Source organism: Pelagibius sp. 7325 (assembly GCF_037652055.1).
Taxonomy (GTDB): Bacteria; Pseudomonadota; Alphaproteobacteria; order Kiloniellales; family Kiloniellaceae; genus Pelagibius.
The window spans coordinates 772227-795369 of sequence record NZ_JBBKAH010000002.1; the positions used below are offsets into that span (position 1 = coordinate 772227).

A 23143-nucleotide genomic window follows, 5' to 3' on the forward strand; every position below is an offset into this window, starting at 1 on the left:
CCTGCCGGCTACTGCCGCGGCGGTTGCCCCACCCCGTGTTCGCCCGCCAGCATTCGTACGTTCCTTTGTACGCCCCTCAGGCGTACGTTGCAGCCGCTAAATCGCCCCTATGCCTCTGTATCCATAGCTTCCAGTTGCGCCAGTAACGCTGCCTGGTCGGGACGCTCGGCCACGACGGTACGGCGCCAACTCACGTCACACAGCGCTTCGGCGACAGCCGGACTGAGGCAAACCGCCACGACGCGGCGGCAGGTGTCGCCTAACCCCGCTGCCTCGACCAAGTTAACAAAGCCGGCGGCCGTACGGGGCGAGAAAAAAGTGGCCGCGTCGATCAACCCACCGTTTAGGCCACGGATGCAATCTTTTGACAGCGCCGTTACAGGGACGGCGTCGTAGAGCACCGCGCGCAAAACCGTGAAGCCGGCGGCCCTGAGCGTGCCCTGCAGATCCCCGGCCAGCTTGCCCGCCGCAGGATGCAGCAAGGGGCCCCGTGCCGGATCGAGCCGCCGTTTCACCAACGCGGCTAGGTCGTCGACGTTCCCTGCCGCCGAGTGCACTTCTGCAAAGCCAAGGGCGCGGGCCGCGGCCGCGCTGGCATCACCGACCGCGTAGACCGGTAGATCGCGCCGCGCGTCAAGCCGCGCGAAGGCTCGCGCGCCGTTGGCGCTGGTGACCAGCAGAGCCTGCGCATTTTCATGCCCGTCCGGCCAGACGGCCGGATCGCGCGGCCGGATCGTCAGCAGCGGCTCCAGCATCACGGCATGGCCGCGCGCCTCCAGGTCCGCCACCAGGCCGGGAGCATCCTCGCGCGGACGCGTGACGAGGACGCGCATCCCGCGGCGCCCCTCAGTGGCCGGTGATAGCGGCGAAGAAGGCGGCGCCGCCCAGGGCCTTCAACTCCTCGCCGAGCGCCTTGCCGAGTGCGGCACCCTCGGCAGCGGCACCACTTTTTTCGGCGGCGTGGGCGACACTGCCGTCCGGCAGGGCGACGAGGCCGCGCAGACGCAGGCCCGCGCCGCCGTCTTTCAACTCGGCGAGGCCGGCGATCGGCGTCTTGCAGGAGCCGTCCAACTCGGCCAGTAAGGCGCGCTCGGCGCCGACGCGGGTCATGGTCTCACCGCAGGCGATGGCGTCGAGCCACCCACGCGTCTTCACGTCGCCGGCACGGATCTCCAGGCCGACGGCACCCTGACCGACCGCCGGCAGCATCTCCTCCGGTTCCAGCGCGGCGGTGATCTTGTCCGCCTCGCCGAGCCGCTTCAGGCCGGCGACGGCAAGCAGCGTCGCGTCGACCTCGCCCTCGGCCAGCTTGCGCAGGCGGGTCGCCACGTTGCCGCGGAAATTCACCACCTTCAGATCGGGACGGCGGGCCATCACCTGGGCCTGGCGGCGCAGCGAGGCGGTGCCGACAACCGCGCCCTGCGGCAGATCGGCGAGGCGCGGCCCGTGCGGCGAGAAGAAGGCGTCGCGCGGGTCTTCGCGCGGCAGCAGATGATCGATGGTGAGGCCGTCCGGCAGCCAGGTCGGCACGTCCTTCATCGAATGCACGGCCGCGTCGATCTCGCCGGCGATGAGGGCCTCTTCGATCTCTTTGGTGAAGAGGCCCTTGCCGCCGATCTCCGAGAGGGCGCGGTCCTGAATCCTGTCCCCGGTGGTCTTGATGACGACGATGGCGACGGCGCCCTCGCCGGACAGTTCGGGATGGGCCGCGGCGAGGCGGCGGCGGGTCTCCTCGGCCTGCGCGAGGGCCAGCGGCGAGCCCCGAGTGCCGAGGCGCAGAAGCGGTGTCGTGTTCATGGCGCTAAGAATTAGATCATGCGCCGGCGGAATGAAACCGCTGTGCGGAGAGCATGGCCATTGTGGCGACGGCATCGTATGGTCCGGCGCCATGACGAAACCCTCCGATACCTTGACCGTTCTGGGCATCGAGACCTCCTGCGACGAGACCGCCGCGGCGGTGGTGACCGGCGCCGGCGAAATACGTGCCAACCTCGTGCTGTCGCAACTGGACGAGCACCGCCCCTACGGCGGCGTGGTGCCGGAGATCGCCGCGCGCAGCCACCTCGACCACATCGACCGCCTGGTCGAGGAGGCCATGCGCGAGGCGGGCCTCGGCTTCGCCGAGTTGGACGGCATCGCCGCCACCGCGGGCCCCGGCCTGATCGGCGGCGTCTTCGTCGGCGTGATGACCGCCAAGGCCATCGCGCTGGCGTGGGACAAGCCCTTCCTGGCGGTGAACCACCTGGAAGGGCACGCTCTCTCCGCGCGGCTCAGCGACAAGCTCGACTTCCCCTATCTGCTGCTGCTGGTCTCCGGCGGGCACTGCCAGATCCTCGCCGTCGAGGGCGTCGGGCATTACCGGCGCCTGGGCGGCACCATCGACGACGCGGTGGGCGAGGCTTTCGACAAGACCGCCAAGCTGCTGGGCCTCGGTTATCCCGGCGGCCCGGCGGTGGAGCAGGCGGCCGCCTCCGGCAACCCAGCGGCCTTCGCCCTGCCGCGCCCGATGCAGGGACGCCCCGGCCTCGACTTCTCCTTCTCCGGCCTCAAGACCGCAGTGCGCCAGGCCGCCGGGAAGGCGGGGGTGCTGGAGGGCGCGGGCGACGACCGCAAGCGTGCCGATCTCGCCGCGTCTTTCCAGGCCGCCGTCGGCGACGTCCTGGCCGACCGCTGCGCCAAGGCGCTCGACCTCTTCAAGAGCGAGTACGGCACGGCCGGGCCGTTGGTCGTGGCCGGCGGTGTCGCCGCCAACCGCTTCCTGCGTGCCCGCCTCGACACCGTCGCCGAGGCCGCCGGCAGCCGCCTGGCGGCGCCGCCACCCCAGCTGTGCACCGACAACGCGGCGATGATCGCCTGGGCCGGCGTCGAGCGCCTCGGCCTGGGCCTCACCGATCCGCTGGACTTCGCGGCGCGCCCGCGCTGGCCGCTCGAGAGTCTCGCCCCTGAAGGGAAAGCCGGCCGTGGCTGACGCGCCGCTGACCATCGCCGTGGTGGGTGCCGGCGCCTGGGGCAGCGCGCTGGCCAGCGTCTGCTGCCGGACCGATCATCGGGTGTTGCTGTGGGGCCGCGACGCAAAGCTGGTCGCCGCGATCAACGCGCGCCACGAGAACCCAGGCTACCTGCCGGGCATCCCCCTGGACGAGGCGATCGTCGCGACCGACAGGCTCGCCGGTCTCGCCGCCGCGCGGCTCTGCCTGCTGGTCGTACCGGCGCAGGCGCTGCGCGCCGTGGCCGAGGAACTGGACGACGTGCTGGGCGCCGACGTGCCGGTGGTGCTCTGCGCCAAGGGCATCGAGGCGCGCACACATAAGCTCATGACGGAGGTGGCCGCCGAGGCGCTGCCCGGCCGACCCCTGGCCGTGCTGTCAGGCCCCACCTTCGCCGCCGAGGTGGCCCGCGGACTGCCCACCGCCGTCGCCCTTGCGAGCCACGACCGCGACCTCGCCGCGCGCCTGGTCGTCACCCTCGGCAGCCGCAGCTTCCGCCCCTACCTCTCCGACGACCCGCTGGGCGCCGAGATCGCCGGCGCGGTGAAGAACGTGCTGGCCATCGCCTGCGGCATCGTCGCCGGGCGGCAGCTGGGCGACAACGCGCGCGCCGCCCTCATCACGCGGGGCCTGGTCGAGATGTCTCGCCTGGTGCTGGCGCGCGGCGGCAAGGCGGAGACCCTGATGGGCCTCGCAGGCCTCGGCGACCTCACCCTCACCTGCACGGCGACGCAGTCGCGCAACTACAGCTTCGGCGTCGCGCTGGGCCGCGGCGACGGCGTCGCGGCGGCGCTGGCTACCAGCCGCGGCGTGGTCGAGGGCCGCTTCTCCGCCGCCGCGACGCTGGAGATGGCCGCGGGCCTGAGGGTCGAGATGCCGATCTGCGCGGCCGTCGACGCGGTGGTGAACCGCGGCGCCGATTTGGAGCAAACCATCGCCGGCCTGCTGGGCCGGCCTTTCAAGGCCGAGGGCTTTTCGGCATAGTGCGCCCCTTGGGTGCCGCCCCGGCCCTTCCGGGCCGGAGTCAATTCAATCAGCCTGTTGCCTTCCAGGGAGTTCCGCCGATGTTGTTCGTCCTCTATTGCCTCGACAAGCCCGGTCACAGCGACGTGCGGGCCGCCAACCGCCCCGACCACCTGGACTACCTGAAGAGCAAGCTGGACAGCATCGTCATCGCCGGCCCCCTGCTGGGCGACGACGGCGAAAGCGTGGTTGGCAGCATGCTGGTGATCGACGCGGCCGACCGGGCCGGCGCCGAGGGCTTCGCCGCCGGCGACCCCTATGCCAAGGCGGGGCTCTTCGAGAGCGTCGCCATCAAGCCGTACAAGAAGGTCCTGCCGTAGGGGAGCCGCAGATCATGGCGTATTGGCTGGTCAAGTCGGAGCCGGGCACCTGGTCGTGGGACGACCAAGTAAAGGCGAAGGTCACCGGGTGGGATGGCGTGCGCAACTACCAGGCCGCCAACAACATGAAGGCGATGGCGCTGGGCGACCTCTGCTTCTTCTATCACTCGGTGAACGAGAAGCAGATCGTCGGCATCGTCGAGGTGGTGAAGCTGTACCGCCCCGACCCGAGCGATGCGAGCGGCCGCTTCGGCATGGTCGACGTGAAGGCGGTGAAGCCCTTCGTGCGGCCCGTCACCCTGGCTGAGATCAAGGCCGAGCCGCGCCTCAAGAACCTCGCCCTGGTGCGCCAGTCGCGCCTCTCCGTGCTGCCGGTCGGCAAGGACGAATGGGCGCTGATCTGCAAGATGGGCCAGACGCCCACAAAGTAACGCAAATCATGCCTCATCCCTTCGCCGGTAAGCCCTTGTGCCGCCTCGCGGAGATCGAGGACGGCGAGGGGCGCGGCTTCGTTCTCGGTTCGGGCGCCGACCAGCTGCTGATCTTCGTCGTGCGCCAGGGCGCGGCGGCCCACGCCTACCGCAACAGCTGCCCGCACCAGGGCACCCCGCTGGACTGGGGCGGCTTCTCCGGCGAGGGCCGTTTCGTCAGCGCCGACAGCGGCAACCTGCTGTGCGCCACCCACGGTGCCGAGTTCCGCATCGAAGACGGATTTTGCCTCTGGGGCCCCTGCGCCGGTTACAGTCTGCAGGCTGCCGAGATCAGCCGCGACCCCGACGGCCTGCTGCGCTTCCAGGGCCTGCGGCCGCCACCGCCAGGTCCCGGCGGCGGTCCCAGCCGCTGAGACCCCGCTAATCCCTTGTTTTCAGCGGTGTGAGCAGAAATAATCGCGGCAAGTCTAGAAGACGGCAGTAGGGCAGCAGGCCGTCCAGTCCTATCACCGAGCAGGGAGGCCGGTAGTTCCATGTCGGAAAATTCAGTATTCCCCGTGCCCGCCGATGTGGCGGAGAACGCCTGGTGCGACGAGGCGGGTTATTTCAAGCTCTACGAGCAGTCGATCGCCGATCCGGAAGCCTTCTGGGGCGAGCACGGCAAGCGCATCCACTGGTTCAAGCCCTACAGCCAGGTGAAGGATGTCAGCTTCGGCCCCGGCGAGGTGAGCATCAAGTGGTTCGCCGACGGCACCACCAATGCCAGCTACAGCTGCATCGACCGCCACCTGCCGGCCAAGAAGGACGACACCGCGATCATCTGGGAGGGCGACAGCCCCTCCGAGCACAAGCACATCAGCTACGGCGAGCTCTATGAGAACGTCTGCCGTCTGGCCAACGCGATGAAGGCGCGCGGCGTCCAGAAGGGCGACCGCGTCACCATCTACATGCCGATGATCCCGGAAGCGGCCTACGCCATGCTGGCCTGCGCGCGCATCGGCGCCGTTCATTCGGTGGTGTTCGGCGGCTTCTCGCCGGACGCGCTGGCGGGCCGCATCCAGGACTGCGAGTCCAACTGCGTCATCACCGCCGACGAGGGCCTGCGCGGCGGCCGCAAGGTGCCGCTGAAAGCGAACTGCGACGCGGCGCTGAAGTCCTGCCCCGGCGTGAAGACGGTCTTCGTCGTGCGCCGCACCGGCGGCAGCATCGGCTGGGAGGACGGCCGCGACATCTGGTACCACGAAGCCTGCGCCGCGGTCTCCGACGACTGCCCGGCCGAGCCGGTGGACGCCGAGACTCCGCTGTTCATCCTCTACACCTCCGGCTCGACCGGTAAGCCAAAGGGCGTGCTGCACACCACCGGCGGCTACATGGTCTTCGCCTCGATGACGCACCAGTACGTCTTCGACTACCACGACGGCGATGTCTACTGGTGCACCGCCGACGTCGGCTGGGTGACCGGCCACAGCTACATCGTCTACGGCCCGCTCGCCAACGGCGCCACCACGCTGATGTTCGAGGGCGTGCCGAACTATCCCGACGCCTCGCGCTTCTGGCAGGTCTGCGACAAGCACAAGGTGACCATCTTCTACACCGCGCCGACCGCCATCCGCGCTCTCATGCGCGAGGGCGAAGACCCGGTGAAGAAGACGAAGCGCACGTCGCTGCGCCTGCTCGGCAGCGTCGGCGAGCCGATCAACCCGGAAGCCTGGCTGTGGTACCACAACGTCGTCGGCGACGGGCGCTGCCCCATCGTCGACACCTGGTGGCAGACCGAGACCGGCGGCATCCTGATCACACCGCTGCCCGGCGCCACGCCGCTGAAGCCGGGCTCGGCGACGCGGCCGTTCTTTGGCGTGCGCCCCGTCATCGTCGACGCCGAGGGCAAGCACCTGGAAGGTGCCGCCGAAGGCAACCTCTGCATCGCCGATTCCTGGCCCGGTCAGATGCGCACGGTCTACGGCGACCACGAACGTTTCGTGCAGACCTACTTCTCGACCTATCCCGGCAAGTACTTCACCGGCGACGGCTGCCGGCGCGACGCCGACGGCTACTACTGGATCACCGGGCGCGTCGACGACGTCATCAACGTCTCCGGCCACCGCATGGGCACCGCCGAGGTGGAGAGCGCGCTGGTGGCGCACGAGAAGGTCGCCGAGTCCGCCGTGGTCGGCTACCCGCACAACATCAAGGGCCAGGGCATCTACGCCTACGTGACGCTGAAGGCCGGCGAGGAGCCGACCGACGCGCTGCGCAAGGAGCTGGTGCAGTGGGTACGCAAGGAGATCGGCCCGATCGCCTCGCCCGACCTCATCCAGTGGGCGCCCGGCCTGCCGAAGACGCGCTCCGGCAAGATCATGCGCCGCATCCTGCGCAAGATCGCGGAGAACGACTATTCGAACCTCGGCGACACCTCCACGCTCGCCGACCCCGGTGTGGTCGACGACCTGATCAACAACCGCATGAACCGGGGCTGATCCTCAAAGACGCTCTGCTTTAGGAAGGGTCGGTCCCGAAAGGGGCCGGCCTTTTTCCTTTCAGGGGGAAAAACCTAAAGCGCGTTCCTGAACGCCGCCGCGAGACGCCGCGCGGCGCGCTCGATCTCGTCTTCCGGCACCGCGGCGTAGCCGAGCAACAGGCCTTGGAGGCGCGCTTCATCTTTGGCGGGCGGGCCGGCGTAGTAGTCGCTGAGCGGCGTGACGGCCACGCCGGCCTCGGCGGCAAGCTGGGCCGCGCCCTTGTCGCCCAGGCGTTCCGCCAGCGGCGGTTTCAGCCAGGCGACGAGGTGCAGTCCGGCGTCGTCGGGCGGCACTTCCAGGAAATCGCAGAGGTGGCGTTCCGCCGCCGCCCGCAGGGCCGCCTGGCGCGCGGCGTAGAGCCGGCGCATGCGTCGCACGTGGGTGGCGAAGTGGCCTTCCTCGATGAAGGCGGCGAGCACCGGCTGGATCACCGCCGTCGGCTGCGCGCCCAGCGCGTGCTGCGCATCGCTCACCGCTTCGACCAGACTCTCCGGCACCACCAGGTAGCCGACGCGGATCGAGGGGAACAGCACCTTGGAGAAGGAGCCGATGTAGATGACCCTCACCGTGTCGCCGCCACTGCGGCGTTCCGAAGCGAGGCCGAGCAGCGAGGCCAGCGGCCGCCCGGCGTAGCGGTACTCGCTGTCGTAGTCGTCCTCCAGGATCCAGGCGCCGCTGTCCTGCGCCCATTCCAGCAGAGCGAGGCGCCGCGAGAGCGACATCGGCACCCCCAGCGGATAGTGGTGGGTGGGCGTCACGATGGCGGCCCGCGCCGCGGGCGCACGATGGCGCCCGGCGTCGACGCGGATTCCCTCGCGGTCCAGCGGCACCGGCACCGGCGTGACACCGGCGGCGATCAAGGGACCGCGCAGGCCGGGATAGCCGGGGTCCTCGACCCAGGCCTCGTCGCCCGGCGCCAACAGCAGCTGGATCATCAGGTCGAGCGACTGCTGCGCCCCGGCGGTGACGATGACCTGGCGCCAGTCGCAGGCCAGCCCGCGGAAGGTGGCGAGGTAGCGCGCGATGGCCTCGCGCAGCACCTGCAGGCCCGCCGGCATGCCGATGCGCAGCAGCGCCGACGACGGATGGCGCCAGATACGGCTGTGCAGCCGCGCCCAGACGTCAAAGGGAAACTCGTCGGTCTCGGGGACGCCGGGCTGGAAGGCGCGCTGCGGGCCCAGGTGGATACGGCGCAGGCCGATGAGGGCCCGCCCGCGCGGCGACAACAGGGCGCGAGGATCTGTGGGCGGTGCTTCGCGCGGCACCTGTCTTGCCGCCGCGCCCGGCGGCGCGAGCCCCAGCAGGTCCTCCGGCAGCACCCGGCTGACGAAGGTGCCCGAGCCTGCATGGCCCTCCAGGTAGCCTTCGCTCAGCAACTGGTCGAAGGCACTGACCACGGTATTGCGCGAGCACGCGAGCTCGCCGGCCAGCGCGCGGCTGGACGGCAGACGGGTACCCGGCGCCAGGCCGCCGGCCAGGATGACCTCGCGCACCTGATCATAGAGCTGCTGCTGCAGCGGCACCGGCGAGGCGCGGTCGAGCGCCAGGGATAGCAGCGGCGTGCGGCGTCTGCTTGGAAGTTTGGGCCCCCGCCGTTGCGCCGCCGGCCAACCCGCGCTCATGGCGGGGCGCTCCGCAAAGTGGTCCCTGGGTTTGGCAAGAAGCGGTCCTTTCGATGAAACCACTATCGCTCTAGCGTGCCCTGCAAGCCAACCCCTAAGAAACCCGCCCGGCAGGCACCCTCCCCGGAGAGCGCCAAGGTGGATGACCTGAGAGAGATCATGAGCGATACCGTTGACTTTCCGCCGACCGAGCGCACCCGCATCAAGCGGCTGCACCAGCGCGCCCACTATGACCGCGAGACCGTGCACGCGATCCTGGATGCCGGCCTCATCTGCCACGTCGGCTACGTCATCGACGGCCAGCCCTACGTGACGCCGACGATGTACTGGCGCAAGGACGACCGCGTCTACTGGCACGGCTCCTCGGCCAGCAAGATGCTGCGCCACCTGGGAACCGGCCCGCGCGTCTCATTCACGGTTGCGCTGATGGATGGGCTGGTGCTGGCCCGCTCGGGCTTTCACTCCTCGGTGAACTACCGCACCGTCATGGCCTACGGGAACGCCGAGCTGGTGAGCGACCCGGAGGCCAAGCTGACCGCCCTGGAAGACATGATGGAGCGCATCGTGCCCGGGCGCTGGCCGGACCTGAAGCCGCCCAGCCCGCAGGAGCTGAAGGCAACCACCGTGGTCTCGCTGAAGCTGGAGGAGGTCGCCGCCAAGGTGCGTGACGGCGGCGCCAACGACGAGCCGGAAGACCTGGCGCTCGACGTCTGGGCCGGCGTGGTGCCGACCACGACGGTGCTCGGCGCGCCGATCGACAACCCCGACCTGAAAGCGGGCATCCCCGTGCCGGAGAACCTGAAGCTGATCCGCTTCGGCTGAAACGGCCGCACACCCTGAGGAGCGAGCGACAGCGAGCGTCTCGAAGCACGAGGTCCGGCACCCACACGGCTCAGAGGCGCGACCCACCCATGCGGGATGGGCGTTTGCCGCGGTACGCAAGCCGGGCTATCAGCGGATATGACCAGCGACGCACCCGCAACCAAAGCCCCCGCACCCAAGGCTGGCGCCCGCGACCTCAGGGGCCTGGGCGCCGCCGCGCTGTTCGTGCTGCTGTGGTCGACCGGTTTCATCGGCGCCAAGCTGGGCGTGCCGCACGCCGAGCCGCTGACCTTCCTGGCGCTGCGCTTCATCCTGGCGACGGCCTTGCTGCTGGCGCTGGCGCTGGCGACGCGCGCGCCCTGGCCGCGCGATCCGATGCAGATCCTGCACTTCTGTGTCGCCGGCATCCTGCTGCACACCCTCTACCTGGGTGGCGTCTATGTCGCCATGTCGCTGGGGGTCGAGGCCGGGCTCTCCGCGCTCATCGTCAGCACCCAGCCGGTACTGGTCGCCGCGCTGGCCGGCTTCCTGCTGGGCGAGAAGGTGACGCCGCGCCAGTGGCTGGGCCTCACCCTGGCCGTCTGCGGCGTGACCCTGGTGGTGTGGCGCAAGCTGGGCGGCGGCCTCGGCACCCTGGAGGGGGTGGTGCTCTGCCTGGTGTCGCTCTGTGCCATCTCCGGCGCGACGCTCTACCAGAAGCGCTTCTGCGGGAAGATGGACCTGCGCAGCGGATCGGTCATCCAGTATGCCGCCGCGGCGCTGACCGCCAGCCTTGGTTCGCTGGTGTTCGAAGAGCAGTACGTCGACTGGAGCGGCGAGCTGATCTTCGCGCTCGCCTGGCTGGTGCTGCTGCTGTCTCTGGGCGCGGTCAGCCTGCTCTACTGGCTCATCCGCCGCGGCGAGGCCTCCAAGGTCTCCAGCCTGTTCTTCCTGGTGCCGCCGGTGACCGCCCTGGTCGCCTGGCCGGTGTTCGGCGAGACCTTTGGCCCGCTGGCGCTGGCCGGCATGGTGATCACCGTAGTCGGTGTCGCCCTGGTCAATCTCGAAAAGAAGAACCCGGTGGCAAAGCCGCCGCCCGAGGATCTCGCCTAGACAGCGTTCGATCCAGAAATCGACCTAGAAATCGACGCAGATGCCCTTGCGTTCCCAATCGCCGTAGCGCGTCGGCTCCGGCCCGCTGGGGCCGCCGAGTTCCCTGGGTTTACTGGCGGGTTTATCGGCGGGTTTATCGCCGGCAGGCTTGGCGGCCAACGTCGGCGCCTCCTTCAGGGGCGCCACCGAAGCGGCACGCGGCTTGGGCTTGCGGCTGATGAACTTCATGGTCATGACCCTTTATATGGCACCGTCACGGCGGCCCGCCAAGTCTTGAAGCGATGCCGCCGACGGCCTACTTGATGGGAACCGCGATAGCGGTATTTTTCCCAGTTTTCAGGGATTTTCGGCGGATCTCGCGATGATGAACGGCTTGCGTACCGGTATCCTGATGGCGGCCATGACCGGCCTGTTCCTGGCCGTCGGCTATCTGCTGGGCGGCGCCGGCGGCATGGTCGTCGCCTTCCTCGTCGCCGTCGCCATGAATGCCTTCGCCTACTGGAACGCCGACAAGATGGTGCTGCGCATGTACCGCGCACGCCAGGTCGACCGCGCCGGCGCCCCGGCCCTCTACGGCATCGTGGAGCAGCTGGCCGACAACGCCGGCCTGCCGATGCCGCGCGTCTACATCATCGAGAACGAGCAGCCCAACGCCTTCGCCACCGGCCGCAACCCGGAAAACGCCGCGGTCGCCGCCACCACCGGCCTGCTGAAGCGCCTGACCGCCGAGGAGGTCGCCGGCGTCATGGCGCACGAACTGGCGCACGTGAAGAACCGCGACACCCTGACCATGACGATCACGGCGACCATCGCCGGCGCGATCTCCATGCTGGCCAACTTCGGCCTGTTCTTCGGCGACAACCGGAACAACCCCCTAGGCATCTTCGGCGCCATCCTGGTGATGATCCTGGCGCCGCTGGCCGCCGCCCTGGTGCAGATGGCGATCTCGCGCACCCGCGAGTATGCCGCCGACCGTGGCGGCGCCGAGATCTGCGGCCAGCCGCTGTGGCTCGCCTCGGCGCTGGAGAAGATCGAGCGCAGCGCGCGCGGCATCGACAACCGTACCGCCGAGGGCAACCCGGCGACGGCGCACATGTTCATCATCAACCCGCTGCACAGCCAGCAGATCGACAACCTCTTCACCACCCACCCGCGTACCGAGAACCGCGTCGCCCGCCTGCGCCAGATGGCCGCAGAGATGGGCCAGGCGGCACAGCCCCGCCCCTGGGGCTGACATCCGGCAAGAACCCTCGGTCGCCTCGGCCTTGCGGTTAGGGAGCGGAGGCCTTACAGCCTAGCCGCATGAAACAACCGTCCAAGCAGGCTCCCGCCGCCAAGACTCCCGCGAAGGGCGACGCCCGCAAAACCGCGCTCGCCCTATTGCGCGCCGTGCTCGATGACGGCCGGCCTCTGGACGAGGCGCTGGCGCGCAATCCTCACCTCGCAAAGCTCGAGGCGCGCGACCGCGCCTTTGCCAGGCTGCTGCTGGTGACGGTGCTGCGCCGCCTCGGCCAGATCGACGCCGTCCTCGACACCTGCCTCGACCGTCCGATCCGCGCCAAGGACATCATGCTGCGCCACATCCTGCGCCTCGGCGCCGCGCAGCTGCTGTTCCTCGAAACGCCGCCGCACGCGGCCGTGAGCACCGCGCTCGACCTCGCCACGGGGCCGCGTCTCGCCGGCCAGCGCGGCCTCTTGAACGCCGTGCTGCGCCGCCTGTCGCGCGAGGGCGCTGAGATCGTCGCGGCGCAGGACGCCGCCCGCCTCAACACACCGGACTGGCTGTGGGACTCATGGTGCGCCGTCTACGGCGAGGAAACCGCGCGCGCCATCGCCGCGGCGCAGCTGGGCGAGCCGCCGCTCGACCTTTCCTGCAAAGGCGATCCGGCCGCCTGGGCGGAGAAGCTTGGCGCCGAGGTTCTGCCGAACGGGAGCCTGCGCCTGCCCGCCGGCCAGGGCGACGTCGCCCGCCTGCCCGGCTACGCCGAGGGCGCCTGGTGGGTGCAGGACGCTGCCGCCGCGCTGCCGGCGCGCCTCCTGGGCGACGTTTTAGGCAAGACCGTCATCGACCTCTGCGCCGCGCCCGGCGGCAAGACCGCGCAGCTCGCCGCCGCCGGCGCCGAGGTGATCGCGGTGGAGAAGAACCGGGAGCGTCTCGCCCGTCTCGGCGAGAATCTGCAGCGCCTGCAGCTGGGCGCCGCCACGGTGGCCGCCGATGCCGCCAGCTGGCAGCCGCCGGCCCTGGCCGACGCGGTGCTGCTGGACGCGCCCTGCTCGGCAACCGGCACCCTGCGCCGCCACCCGGACATCGCCTGGCTGAAGGACAAGGCGCAGATCGCCACGCTGACCCCCAGCCAGGACAGACTGCTGGCCCATGCCGTCGGCATGGTGAAGCCGGGCGGCATGCTGGTCTATGCGGTCTGCTCGCTACAGCCGGAGGAAGGGCCGCAGCGCATCCACGCCCTGCTGTCGTCGGACGACCGCGTCGAGCGCCTGCCGCTGACCCCTGCAGACCTCGGTGGTGGCGACCTGGCTGACATGGGCGGGATGATCACGCCGGAGGGCGATCTGCGCAGCCTGCCTTGTCATCTGGCGGAGCAGGGCGGGCTCGACGGCTTCTACGCCTGCCGCCTGCGCCGGAAATAACGACCGCGCTGTCATTTAGGGGCAGTCCCTTGCAGGGCCGGAATCTTGCTGATACCTAGAGCCCTACCAGAGCAACGCGAACGAGCCTCTGCCCCCTATTCGAGACAAGCGGGACCCGCGCCCCATGCAGCAAGCCGTCCGGATCGCCCCCTCCATCCTGGCCGCCGATTTCGCCCGCATGGGCGAGGAAGTGCGCGCGGTCGCCGAGGCCGGCGCCGACTATATCCACGTCGACGTGATGGACGGGCACTTCGTCCCCAACATTACCCTGGGGCCGGACATGGTGGCGGCGCTAAGGCCCTACACCGACAAGGTGTTTGACGTCCACCTGATGATCTCGCCCATCGATCCCTACATCGAGGCTTTCGCCAAGGCCGGCGCCGACATCATCACCGTGCACCCCGAGGCCGGCCCGCACGTCCACCGTACCCTTCAGCTGATCAGGAGCCTGGGTAAAAAGGCGGGGGTATCGCTCAACCCCGGCACCTCCGCCGACGTGGTCGACCCGCTGATCGGCGACGTCGACATGATCCTCTGCATGAGTGTGAACCCCGGCTTCGGCGGCCAAAGCTTCATCGCCTCCAGCCTGGACAAGATCGCCGCCCTGCGGCGCAAGATCGACGCCAGCGGGCGCAAGATCGACCTGGAGGTCGACGGCGGCATCAACGCCGAAACCGCGCCCCAGGCGATCGCCGCCGGGGCCGACGTGCTGGTGGCCGGCAGCGCCACCTTCAAGGGCGGGCCACAGGCCTACGCCGGCAACATCCGCAAGCTGCGCGGCGAGGACTGATGGCGACAAGCAGCCCCGCGGAGAACCACGCGAAGGCTGGCATGGCCCCCGCCGCAGGCGACGGGCGCGGCACCCGACGCAAGAGGGCCCGACAGGGATCCCTTGCCCGCGCGCGCGACCGCTGGCGCGCCTTCATCGCGCTGCCGCGCGACCTCGCCCTGGGCAAAATCGTTTACCTGGTGAAGCGTCCGCTCTTCGCTCTGCCGGAGGCGCCCTGGCGCTGGCCGGGCAACCCGCCGGCGACCACGGCGCTGGTGCCGCCCGATCCCTGGCCCGGCAACGCCCAGCGCGGCACTGCCATTCTCGACGACACCTTCCACTTCCACGGCCGCAGCCTGGCGCACCCCGCACCGCGCTGGAACCCTGTGGGGGTCGAGCGCGCCTGGCTGGAAGCGATGCACGGCTTCGGCTGGCTGCGCGATCTGCGCGCCGCCGGCGGCGATGCCTCCCGGCGCAAGGCGCGCGCGCTCACCGCGGACTGGATCGAGGCCAACGCCGGCTGGTCGCCGGTCGCCTGGCATCCGGTGGTGACCGGCAACCGCCTTGCCCAATGGTTCAGCCAGTACGAGTTCTTTGCCGCCAGCGCCGAGGTAGAGTTCCGCCAGCGTTTGCTCGCCGCCGCCGCGCGCCAGGCGCGCCATCTGGCCGGCGTGCTGCCGGCCGGACTCAGCGGCGCCGCTCTGGTCGCCGCCGCCAAGGGCCTGTGCATCGCCGGCCTCTGCCTGCCGGGCGGCGAGGCCTGGCTGCAGCGCGGCCTCGCCCTGCTGACACAGGCCCTGGAGGCGCAGATCCTGTCCGACGGCGGCCAGCGCGAGCGTTGCCCGCTGCTGCTGCTGGCGGTCTTGCGCGACTGCATCGATCTGCGCGCCGCCCTGCTGGCCGCCGGCCGCGAGGTACCCAGCGATCTCAACCTGCGCATCGACGGCATGGCGGCGATGCTGCGCCTGCTGCAGCACGGCGACGGCGGCCTCGCGCTGTTCAACGGCGGCAACGCGGGCGAGGACCTGCAGATCGGCCTGGTGCTGCAGCGCGCCGCCAGCGGCAAGGGCCTGCTGCAGAGCGCGCCGGCCAGCGGCTTTCAGCGTCTGCAGGCGGGGCGCAGCCTGGTGCTGATCGATGCCGGCGCGCCGCCGCCACCGGGCTACGACGCCCTGGCGCACGCGGGCACCCTGAGTTTCGAGATGTCGGTCGGGCGCGAGCGCCTGATCGGCAACTGCGGCGCTCAAGCCAATGCGATCCATGCCGGCAGCGGCGAATGGGGCGCCGCGCAGCGCAGCACGGCGGCGCATTCCACCGCGATCCTGGCGGACACCAATTCCTCCGAACTGCTGGCCGAGGGGGGCATCGGCCGGCGTCGCGCCGCCGTCACCTGCCGGCGCGACGAGGACGACGGCAACATCTGGCTGGAAGCGAGCCACGACGGCTATCAGGCATTGTTCGGCCTCACCCATCACCGCCGCCTCTATCTCTCCGCCAGCGGCGACGACCTGCGCGGCGAGGACCGCTTTACCGGGACCGCCCCGCGCGCGGTCGGTTTCGCCCTGCGCTTCCATCTGCACCCGGAGGTGCAGGCCATGCAGGCACAGGACGGCCGCTCCGTGGTCCTGCGCCTGCCCAAGGGGGGCGGCTGGCGCCTGCGCAGCGTCGGCGCCGACCTGGCGCTGGAACCCAGCGTTTACCTGGGCCAGCCCGGCCAGCTGCGGCGCAGCCAACAGATCGTGCTGAGCGGCGAGACGACCGGCGAAAACACGGTGGTGAAGTGGGCGCTTCAGCGCCTGGACGGCGTGCGCTGAGATGACAGGGTATTGGACGCCGTGGTCCGTGGGCCTGGCGCTGGCGCTGGTCGCGCTCGCCAGCTGGGCCGGCACCGCCGGGGTGCGGCACCAGCTGATCGCCTGGCAGGTTTATGACGAGCCGAATCATCGCAGCAGCCACGCCGAAGCCAAACCGCGCGGCGGCGGCCTGGCGGTGGTCGCCGTGATGCTGACCGCCTGGATCGCCGCCGCATTCATCGAAAGATACCTCGACGCGGAAGTCTGGCTGATCGTCGCCGGGGCGCTCCTGCTCGCTGCCATCTCCTGGGCCGACGACCTGAAGCCGCGCCCGGCCAGCCTGCGCTTCGGCGTGCAGGTCGTCGCCGTGGTCCTGGGCCTGTCGGTGCTGGCGCCCTCGGAGCTCGTGTTCCAGGGGCTGCTGCCGGCGTCCCTCGATCGCGCGCTCGCCGCCCTGCTATGGCTGTGGTTCATCAACCTGTTCAACTTCATGGACGGCATCGACGGTATTTCCGCGATCGAAACGATCACCGTCAGCGGCGGGCTGGCAGCGGTCTTCGGCCTGGCGGTCCAATCGCCCTTGGGGGTGTTTCTCGCCGGCGTACCGGCCGCCGCGGCGCTCGGCTTTCTGTACTGGAACTGGGCACCGTCGCGCATCTTCCTGGGCGATGTCGGCTCCGTGACCCTGGGATACCTTCTGGGCGGGCTGTTGATCGCTGCCGCCGCTTCGGGGTTCTGGGCCGCCGCCCTCATCCTGCCGCTCTATTACCTGGCCGATGCCAGCATTACCCTGGCCAAGCGGGCCTTGCGGCGCGAAAAGCTGTGGCGCGCGCATCGCGAGCATTTCTACCAGCGTGCGGTGCAGCGGGGCTTCAGCCACGCCGCCGTGGCCATCCGCGTCCTGCTGTGCAATGCCGTACTGGTCGGCCTTGCCCTCGTCGCCGTCCTTGCGCAACCCACACTATCGCCCTGGATTCCCGTGGCCCTTGCATCGCTTGCGGTTATCGCCCTGCTGTTTATTCTGGCCCGGCAGGCACCGCCGCCTGAGCGGCCCGAGTCGGCCTCCCAGGGCCCGCGGACGCCAATCCCTTGAAGAGGCCCAAGAGGCTGGCATGAAGTTGGGCTCACCCAGATTCCCCAGGCAGATCGTCGCCTTCCTGCACGACCTGGCGATGGCGGCGCTCGCCTTCATGATCGCCCTGCTGCTGCGCCTGGGCAACGAGGCCTGGGCATCGCTGATGACCAACCTGTGGCCGGCGATGCTGATGTTCACCGCCGTCTGCGGCCTGGTGTTCCTCTCCACCGGCCTCTACCGCGGCGTCTGGCGCTATGCCTCGATGAACGACCTGGTCGCCATCATCAAGGCGGTCAGCCTGTCGCTCGCCGTGTTCCTGCCGGTCACCTTTCTAATCACCCGCCTGGACAGCCTGCCGCGATCCTGGCTGGTGATCAGCTGGTTCGTGCTGATCTTCCTGCTCGGCGCGCCGCGCATGCTGTACCGCGTGTTCAAGGACAAGGGCTTCCATCACCTGCTGGAGCGCGACAGCCACCGCCACGTGCCGGTGCTGCTGGTGGGGGCGGGCGACGCGGCGGAGACCTTCATCCGCGAGATGGCGCGCGACCGCGACAGCGCCTTCAAAGTGCTGGGCGTCATCGATGAAAAAGGTACCCGCATCGGGCGCCATATCCACGGCGTGCCGGTGTTCGGCCACCTTCAGGACCTGCCGACGGTGATCCAGCGCCTGGCCAAGCGCGATCGCAAGCCGCAACGCTTCATCGTGACCAAGCCGCTGGAACGCGAGGAGGTGGACTACCTGCTGGAACTCGCCGACCGCCATGGCGCCACCGTCGCGCGGCTGCCGCGGCTGACCGATTTCAGCGGCGGCGTGGAGGAGCGCCTGCAGATCCGTCCGATCGCGATCGAGGACCTGCTGGGCCGCCCGCAGACGCCGCTCGACCGCCCGGCGATGCAGCGGCTGATCGAGGGCCGCCGCGTGCTGGTGACCGGCGCCGGCGGGTCCATCGGCGCCGAACTGACGCGCCAGATCGCAGCCTTCTCACCGTCGCAGCTCACCCTCTGCGACAACTCGGAATTCAACCTCTACAGCATCGACATGGAGCTGGCAGAGCACTTCCCCGAGATGGCACGCCAGGCGCTGATCGGCGACGTGCGCGACCGCGCCCGCGTCGAGCGACTGTTCGCCGAGGCGAGGCCCGACCTAGTGTTCCACGCCGCCGCGCTGAAGCATGTGCCGATGGTCGAGTTCAATCCCCTGGAAGGCCTGCACACCAACGTGCTGGGCACCCGCAACATCGCCGACGCCTGCCGACGCGCCGGTGTCGCCGCCATGGTGCTGGTGTCGACAGACAAGGCGGTCAACCCGCCCAACGTGATGGGCGCCTCCAAGCGCCTCGCCGAGAACTACTGCCAGGCGCTCGACCTACTGCGCCAATCGGACGGGGCCAGGGACGGCGGGGCCAAGGCCGGGGGCACCCGCTTCATCACCGTCCGCTTCGGCAACGTGCTGGGGTCGACCGGCTCGGTCGTGCCACTGTTCCAGCACCAGCTTGCCGCCGGCGGCCCGCTGACCGTCACCCACCCGGAGATGACGCGCTATTTCATGACCATCCGCGAGGCGGTGGAGCTGGTCCTGCAGGCCTCAGCACTGGGCACCGAGAGCCCGCCGCTGGAGGCTGGGTGCATCTACGTGCTGGAAATGGGTGACCCGGTGAAGATCGTCGACCTGGCGCGCCAGATGATCCGCCTGGCGGGCCTGCGGCCGGACCATGACGTGGCGATCCGCTTCACCGGCCTGCGCCCCGGCGAGAAGCTGCACGAGGAGCTGTTCCACGGCGGCGAGGCGCTGATGCCCACCAGCCATCCGGGATTGCGCCTTGCCGCGCCGCGCACCGCCGATGCCGAGTTGCTGGGCCGCAGCCTGGACGAACTGGCCGCCCTCGTGCAGCAGGGTGAACGCGACAAGGCGCTGAACCTGCTGCGGCGCCTGGTCCCGGAATTCCGCAGCGATCGCGCGGCCGACCGGCGCAGCGCCGCAGCGGGCTCTTGATCCTCCGACGCTTGACGGGCCCGGTCTCGCCTCTTACTAACCGCGCATCCACTGAATCCTTCCGCCAACCGCCTGCCTGAGTGGAGCTGCCCGCATGCCCGTCGATACCCCCATGCCGATCAAGCGCGCCCTGATCTCGGTCTCCGACAAGACGGGCCTGGCCGAGTTCGGCCGGTTCCTCGCCGGCCAGGGGGTCGAGATCCTCTCCACCGGCGGCTCGGCCAAGGCGCTGGCCGCCGCCGGCGTGCCGGTGATCGAGGTGGCCGCGCACACCGGCTTTCCGGAGATCATGGGGGGACGGGTGAAAACCCTGCACCCGAAGATCCACGGCGGCATCCTGGCGCGGCGTGACGACCCGGATCACGTCTCGGCGATGCAGACCCACGGTATCGGCGGCATCGACATGGTGGTGTCCAATCTCTACCCCTTCGAGGCGACACTGGCCTCCGGCGCCGACTACGACACCTGCGTCGAGAACATCGATATCGGCGGTCCGGCGATGGTGCGCGCCTCGGCAAAGAACCACGACTTCGTCACCATCGTCACCGATCCCGCCGACTACGTCGCGGTGGAGGCTGAGATGACCGCCAACAAAGGTGCGGTCGGCGGCGCCCTGCGCCGACGTCTGGCGATGACCGCGTTCAGCCACACCGCCGCCTACGACGCCATGATCGCCGGCTGGCTGGCAAAGCAGCAGGGCGAGAGCTTCCCGCGGCAGCTGACCGTCGCCGGCAGGCTGAAGCAGACGCTGCGCTATGGGGAAAATCCACACCAGCAGGCCGCGGCCTACAGCTCCGGCACGCCGCGCCCCGGCGTGATCACCGCCGAGCAGCTGCAGGGCAAGGAGCTGAGCTACAACAATCTCAACGACACCAACGCGGCCTTCGAGCTGGTCGCCGAATTCGATGCGCCGACCGTCGCCATAATCAAGCACGCCAACCCCTGTGGCGTGGCGAGCCGGGAGAGCCTCGCCGCCGCTTACGCCGAAGCGCTGGCCTGTGACCCGGTCAGCGCTTTCGGCGGCATCATCGCGGTGAACCGCAGCCTCGACGCCGCCACCGCCGAGGAAGTCGCCAAGCTGTTCGCCGAGGTTGTCATCGCGCCGGCCGTCGACGACGACGCCAAGGCGCTGCTGGCATCGAAGAAGAACCTGCGCGTGCTGGTGACCGGCGGGCTGCCCGATCCGGCGGCGCCGGGCATCGTGACGACGCCGCTGGCCGGCGGCTTCCTGGCGCAGAGCCGCGACAACGGGCGCCTCGATCCCAGGGCGCTGAAGGTGGTGACCCGCCGCGCGCCAAGCGACCGGGAACTTGCCGACATGATCTTTGCCTTCCGTGTCGCCAAGCACGTGAAGTCGAACGCCATCGTCTATGCGCGCGACGGGGCCACGGTCGGCGTCGGCGCCGGCCAGATGAGCCGCGTCGACTCGTCGCGTATCGCGGCCTGGAAAGCACGCGAGGCGGCAGGCGAGGGCCAGATACCGAAGACCGAGGGCTCCGTCGTCGCCTCCGATGCCTTCTTCCCCTTCGCCGACGGCCTGATCACTGCCGTCGAGGCGGGTGCCACCGCGGTGATTCAGCCCGGCGGCTCGATGCGCGATGAGGAAGTCATCGCCGCAGCGGACGACGCCGGCCTGGCGATGGTGTTCACCGGGATGCGCCACTTCCGCCACTGAGGCAGCAGCGCCGCATCGTGGCGGCGCGGATTTCATACCAATCTCGTCTAATGACGGCGATCATGGCGACAGCGCAGCGTCATAGGCGGATGCGTCAGTTTGCTCGGCACAAACAGCTATAAATTGTAGCCAATTTTTCATACATTCGAACTAACTTCGCCTGACGATGGCGAAAGATCGCAGCCGTTCAAAGCGCCGCGATCCAAAACCAAAACACTCCTCGCTATACTCCCGGAAGCTTGATGCTGAAGTTGAAGTGGGACAACATTGCGCTCCTGGTGGTCGACGACAACGCCTTCATGCGCAATCTCATCGTCTCCACCGTGCGCGCCCTCGGCATGACCAACGTGGTCGCCAAGTCGAGCGCAACGGAAGCGATCGAGGCGCTGAAGGAAAGCCGGCGCAACCCAGTCGGCGCCGGTTTCGGCACCATCGACATCATCCTCTCGGATTTCGTGATGGAAGAGGTCGACGGCGCGCTGTTCCTGCGCTGGATCCGCACCAGCAAGCAAGCGCCCGACCGCTTCGTTCCCTTCCTCATGGTCTCCGGTGCCGCCGACCAGCAGATCGTCGAGGCGGCACGCGACGCCGGCGTCTCAGAGTTCCTCGCCAAGCCGTTCTCCGCCAAGAGCATGGGTGACCGCATTCTGGAACTCATCAAGAACCCGCGGCAGTACGTGCTGGCGCCGGGCTACTTCGGGCCCGATCGCCGCCGACTGGAGCGCCCGGCCTCGTGGCGCCTGGGCGAGGACTATTCCTCGCCGGAGCGCAACCGCCGTGTCACCGGGGCCGAGCAGATCCAGGTGATCCACGCGCGCTCCAACATCCGCACCCTGCGCGAGGACGTGCGGGCGATCTATTTCCGCCCGGCCAACCGGCTGCGCGACAAGCTGGGCCCCAACGCGCTGCGCGGGCAGATCGACTTCGATCCGCTGGTGATCCAGGCCGCCGAAGAGCGCATCCACGACATGGTCGGCGACTACGCGGTGTGGGTGAAGAACTACCTCGACACCATGGGGCGCTCTTACAAGGCGCTGGAGCGCCGCGACGAGGATCCCAAGCCGCACATCCTGACCATCAACCAGATCTCCCACGAACTGCGCGGTCAGGGCGGCATTTTCGACTATCCGCTGCTGACCTCGTTCGGCAAGTCGCTGTACCAGGCCACGCTGGAGACGCGCGGCGAGATCACCGACAACCGTCTGAAGCTGATCGAGGCGCACATCGACGCGCTGCGCGTCGTCTTCAACAAGCGCGTGCGCGGTGACGGTGGCAAGGTCGGCGCCGAACTGCTGAAAGACATCGAGCGTGCGGTGGCGAAGTACAGCGAACCGCCGTCTGCCGGCGCCGCGTCCTGATCCGGCGGCACCGGCCTTCGCCTATTCGGCGAACTGCTCGACCAGAAAATCGACGAAGCTGCGCACCCGCGCAGAGAGATAGCGCCCCGGCGGATAGACAGCCTGGATCGCGCTGTCCGGCCAGTGGTAGTCCGGCAGCACGCACTGCAGGCGTCCGGCCTTGATGTCAGGACCGATAAGCCACAACGGCGACAGCACGATGCCGAGGCCGTCCAGCGCCGCCCCGTGGAGCATCATCGGATTGTTGGTCTCCAGGTTGCCGCCCACGGTAATGGTGTGCTCCTGCCCCTCTTCATCCACTAGGTGCCAGTCGTAGCGCTGAGCGCGGTAGGTGTAGACGAGGCAGTTGTGGTGCTTGAGATCCTCCGGCCGTTTCGGTTCGGGGTGGGCGGCGAGATAAGCCGGCGCCGCCGCCATGACCCGCCGATTGGCCGCCAGCCGCCGGCCGATGAGGCTGGAGTCCTCCAGGTCGCCGACGCGCAGCGCGAGGTCGAAGCCCTCTTCGATCATGTTCACGAAGCGGTCGTTCAGATCGATCTCCACGGTCAGTTCGGGATGGCGGGCGAGAAACTGCGGCAACACCGGCAGCAGGTGGAGAATGCCGAAGGCGGTCGGCAGGGTGACGCGCAGGCGCCCGCGCACGACGCTGCGGTGGCTGGAAACCGCCGCCGCGGCGTCTTCGAGATCGGCGAGGATGCGGCTGGCGCGCTCGAAGAAGGCGGCGCCCTCCTCGGTCAGACTGAGGCGCCGGGTGGTGCGGTTGAAGAGGCGCACCGAGAGCTGGTCTTCCAGCCGGCCGATCTGCTTGCTGACCGCCGAGGGGGTCAGCCCCAATGCCCGTGCCGCGCCCGAAAAGCTGCCCTCGCGCGCTGCCCGCACAAAGACCGGGAGACCCTCCAGACCGTCCATGTCGCGCCCCGTTTTGCCGTTTCGGAACAGATCATATGCCAAATAGGCGGATTATCAATCCTGCGGCACGGCGTAGATTGGGACCATCACCCCCGCGATATGAACCTGA

Annotated in this window: 21 protein-coding genes; 16 read left to right on the forward strand and 5 right to left on the reverse strand. The window is 69.3% G+C overall.

Features of this window, described 5'->3' with window-relative positions:
- Positions 1-107: 107 nt before the first annotated feature.
- Positions 108-833, reverse strand: coding sequence for a uroporphyrinogen-III synthase (locus WDC82_RS05575; RefSeq protein WP_340116266.1), 726 nt, complete (start codon positions 831-833; stop codon positions 108-110).
- Between the two features lie 13 nt (positions 834-846).
- A complete protein-coding gene (hemC, locus tag WDC82_RS05580; protein ID WP_340116267.1) occupies positions 847-1797 on the reverse strand; it encodes a hydroxymethylbilane synthase in 951 nt (316 codons plus the stop codon).
- Positions 1798-1909: 112 nt separating this feature from the next.
- Between hemC and tsaD the strand changes: the two genes are divergently transcribed.
- From tsaD to acs, 6 genes are all read left to right on the forward strand, one after another.
- The gene (tsaD, locus tag WDC82_RS05585) at positions 1910-2968 is read left to right on the forward strand and encodes a tRNA (adenosine(37)-N6)-threonylcarbamoyltransferase complex transferase subunit TsaD (protein ID WP_340116959.1); all 1059 of its coding nucleotides are present in this window, start codon (positions 1910-1912) and stop codon (positions 2966-2968) included.
- Complete coding sequence (locus WDC82_RS05590; protein WP_340116268.1) at positions 2961-3971, forward strand: NAD(P)H-dependent glycerol-3-phosphate dehydrogenase; 1011 nt, start codon at positions 2961-2963, stop codon at positions 3969-3971. Before tsaD ends, WDC82_RS05590 begins: the two co-directional genes overlap by 8 nt.
- An 80-nt stretch (positions 3972-4051) precedes the next feature.
- Positions 4052-4330, forward strand: a complete 279-nt coding sequence (locus tag WDC82_RS05595) for a YciI family protein (protein WP_340116269.1) — start codon at positions 4052-4054, stop codon at positions 4328-4330.
- Positions 4331-4344: 14 nt separating this feature from the next.
- Complete coding sequence (locus tag WDC82_RS05600; protein WP_340116270.1) at positions 4345-4761, forward strand: EVE domain-containing protein; 417 nt, start codon at positions 4345-4347, stop codon at positions 4759-4761.
- A gap of 8 nt (positions 4762-4769) precedes the next feature.
- Positions 4770-5174, forward strand: coding sequence for a Rieske (2Fe-2S) protein (locus WDC82_RS05605; RefSeq protein WP_340116271.1), 405 nt, complete (start codon positions 4770-4772; stop codon positions 5172-5174).
- A 120-nt stretch (positions 5175-5294) separates the two neighbouring features.
- Entirely contained in the window at positions 5295-7238 is a 1944-nt protein-coding gene (gene acs / locus WDC82_RS05610) for an acetate--CoA ligase (protein WP_340116272.1), read from the forward strand.
- 74 nt (positions 7239-7312) lie between these two features.
- On the opposite strand, the gene WDC82_RS05615 is transcribed toward acs, so the two are convergent.
- Positions 7313-8902: a PLP-dependent aminotransferase family protein gene (locus WDC82_RS05615; RefSeq protein ID WP_340116273.1), complete on the reverse strand. Its 1590-nt coding sequence runs from the start codon at positions 8900-8902 to the stop codon at positions 7313-7315.
- Positions 8903-9061: 159 nt separating this feature from the next.
- On the opposite strand from WDC82_RS05615, the gene WDC82_RS05620 reads away from it, so the two are divergent.
- Together WDC82_RS05620 and WDC82_RS05625 are read left to right on the forward strand one after the other, a co-directional pair.
- The gene (locus tag WDC82_RS05620; protein ID WP_340116274.1) at positions 9062-9724 is read left to right on the forward strand and encodes a pyridoxamine 5'-phosphate oxidase family protein; all 663 of its coding nucleotides are present in this window, start codon (positions 9062-9064) and stop codon (positions 9722-9724) included.
- 138 nt (positions 9725-9862) lie between these two features.
- Entirely contained in the window at positions 9863-10816 is a 954-nt protein-coding gene (locus tag WDC82_RS05625; RefSeq protein WP_340116275.1) for a DMT family transporter, read from the forward strand.
- Positions 10817-10840: 24 nt separating this feature from the next.
- On the opposite strand, the gene WDC82_RS05630 is transcribed toward WDC82_RS05625, so the two are convergent.
- Complete coding sequence (locus WDC82_RS05630) at positions 10841-11044, reverse strand: succinate dehydrogenase assembly factor 4 (RefSeq protein WP_340116276.1); 204 nt, start codon at positions 11042-11044, stop codon at positions 10841-10843.
- 136 nt (positions 11045-11180) lie between these two features.
- On the opposite strand from WDC82_RS05630, the gene htpX reads away from it, so the two are divergent.
- The 8 genes from htpX to WDC82_RS05670 all read left to right on the forward strand — a co-directional run bounded on the left by htpX (position 11181) and on the right by WDC82_RS05670 (position 22125).
- Entirely contained in the window at positions 11181-12050 is an 870-nt protein-coding gene (gene htpX / locus WDC82_RS05635; protein ID WP_340116277.1) for a zinc metalloprotease HtpX, read from the forward strand.
- A gap of 68 nt (positions 12051-12118) precedes the next feature.
- On the forward strand, positions 12119-13462 hold the full coding sequence (locus WDC82_RS05640; protein ID WP_340116278.1) for a transcription antitermination factor NusB: 1344 nt from the start codon (positions 12119-12121) through the stop codon (positions 13460-13462).
- A 124-nt stretch (positions 13463-13586) separates the two neighbouring features.
- Entirely contained in the window at positions 13587-14252 is a 666-nt protein-coding gene (gene rpe / locus WDC82_RS05645) for a ribulose-phosphate 3-epimerase (protein ID WP_340116279.1), read from the forward strand.
- Positions 14252-16045 (forward strand): heparinase II/III family protein, encoded by a 1794-nt coding sequence (locus WDC82_RS05650; protein ID WP_340116280.1) that lies wholly within the window; start codon positions 14252-14254, stop codon positions 16043-16045. Before rpe ends, WDC82_RS05650 begins: the two co-directional genes overlap by 1 nt.
- Before the next feature lies 1 nt (position 16046).
- Positions 16047-17117, forward strand: a complete 1071-nt coding sequence (locus WDC82_RS05655) for a glycosyltransferase family 4 protein (RefSeq protein WP_340116281.1) — start codon at positions 16047-16049, stop codon at positions 17115-17117.
- A gap of 19 nt (positions 17118-17136) precedes the next feature.
- Positions 17137-19092 carry a nucleoside-diphosphate sugar epimerase/dehydratase gene (locus WDC82_RS05660; RefSeq protein WP_340116282.1) on the forward strand — a complete coding sequence of 652 codons (1956 nt, stop codon included), beginning with the start codon at positions 17137-17139 and terminating at the stop codon, positions 19090-19092.
- Positions 19093-19186: 94 nt separating this feature from the next.
- The gene (gene purH / locus WDC82_RS05665) at positions 19187-20767 is read left to right on the forward strand and encodes a bifunctional phosphoribosylaminoimidazolecarboxamide formyltransferase/IMP cyclohydrolase (protein WP_340116283.1); all 1581 of its coding nucleotides are present in this window, start codon (positions 19187-19189) and stop codon (positions 20765-20767) included.
- Positions 20768-21009: 242 nt separating this feature from the next.
- Complete coding sequence (locus tag WDC82_RS05670) at positions 21010-22125, forward strand: response regulator (protein ID WP_340116284.1); 1116 nt, start codon at positions 21010-21012, stop codon at positions 22123-22125.
- Positions 22126-22146: 21 nt separating this feature from the next.
- On the opposite strand, the gene WDC82_RS05675 is transcribed toward WDC82_RS05670, so the two are convergent.
- Complete coding sequence (locus tag WDC82_RS05675; protein ID WP_340116285.1) at positions 22147-23034, reverse strand: LysR family transcriptional regulator; 888 nt, start codon at positions 23032-23034, stop codon at positions 22147-22149.
- Between the last annotated feature and the right edge of the window lie 109 nt (positions 23035-23143).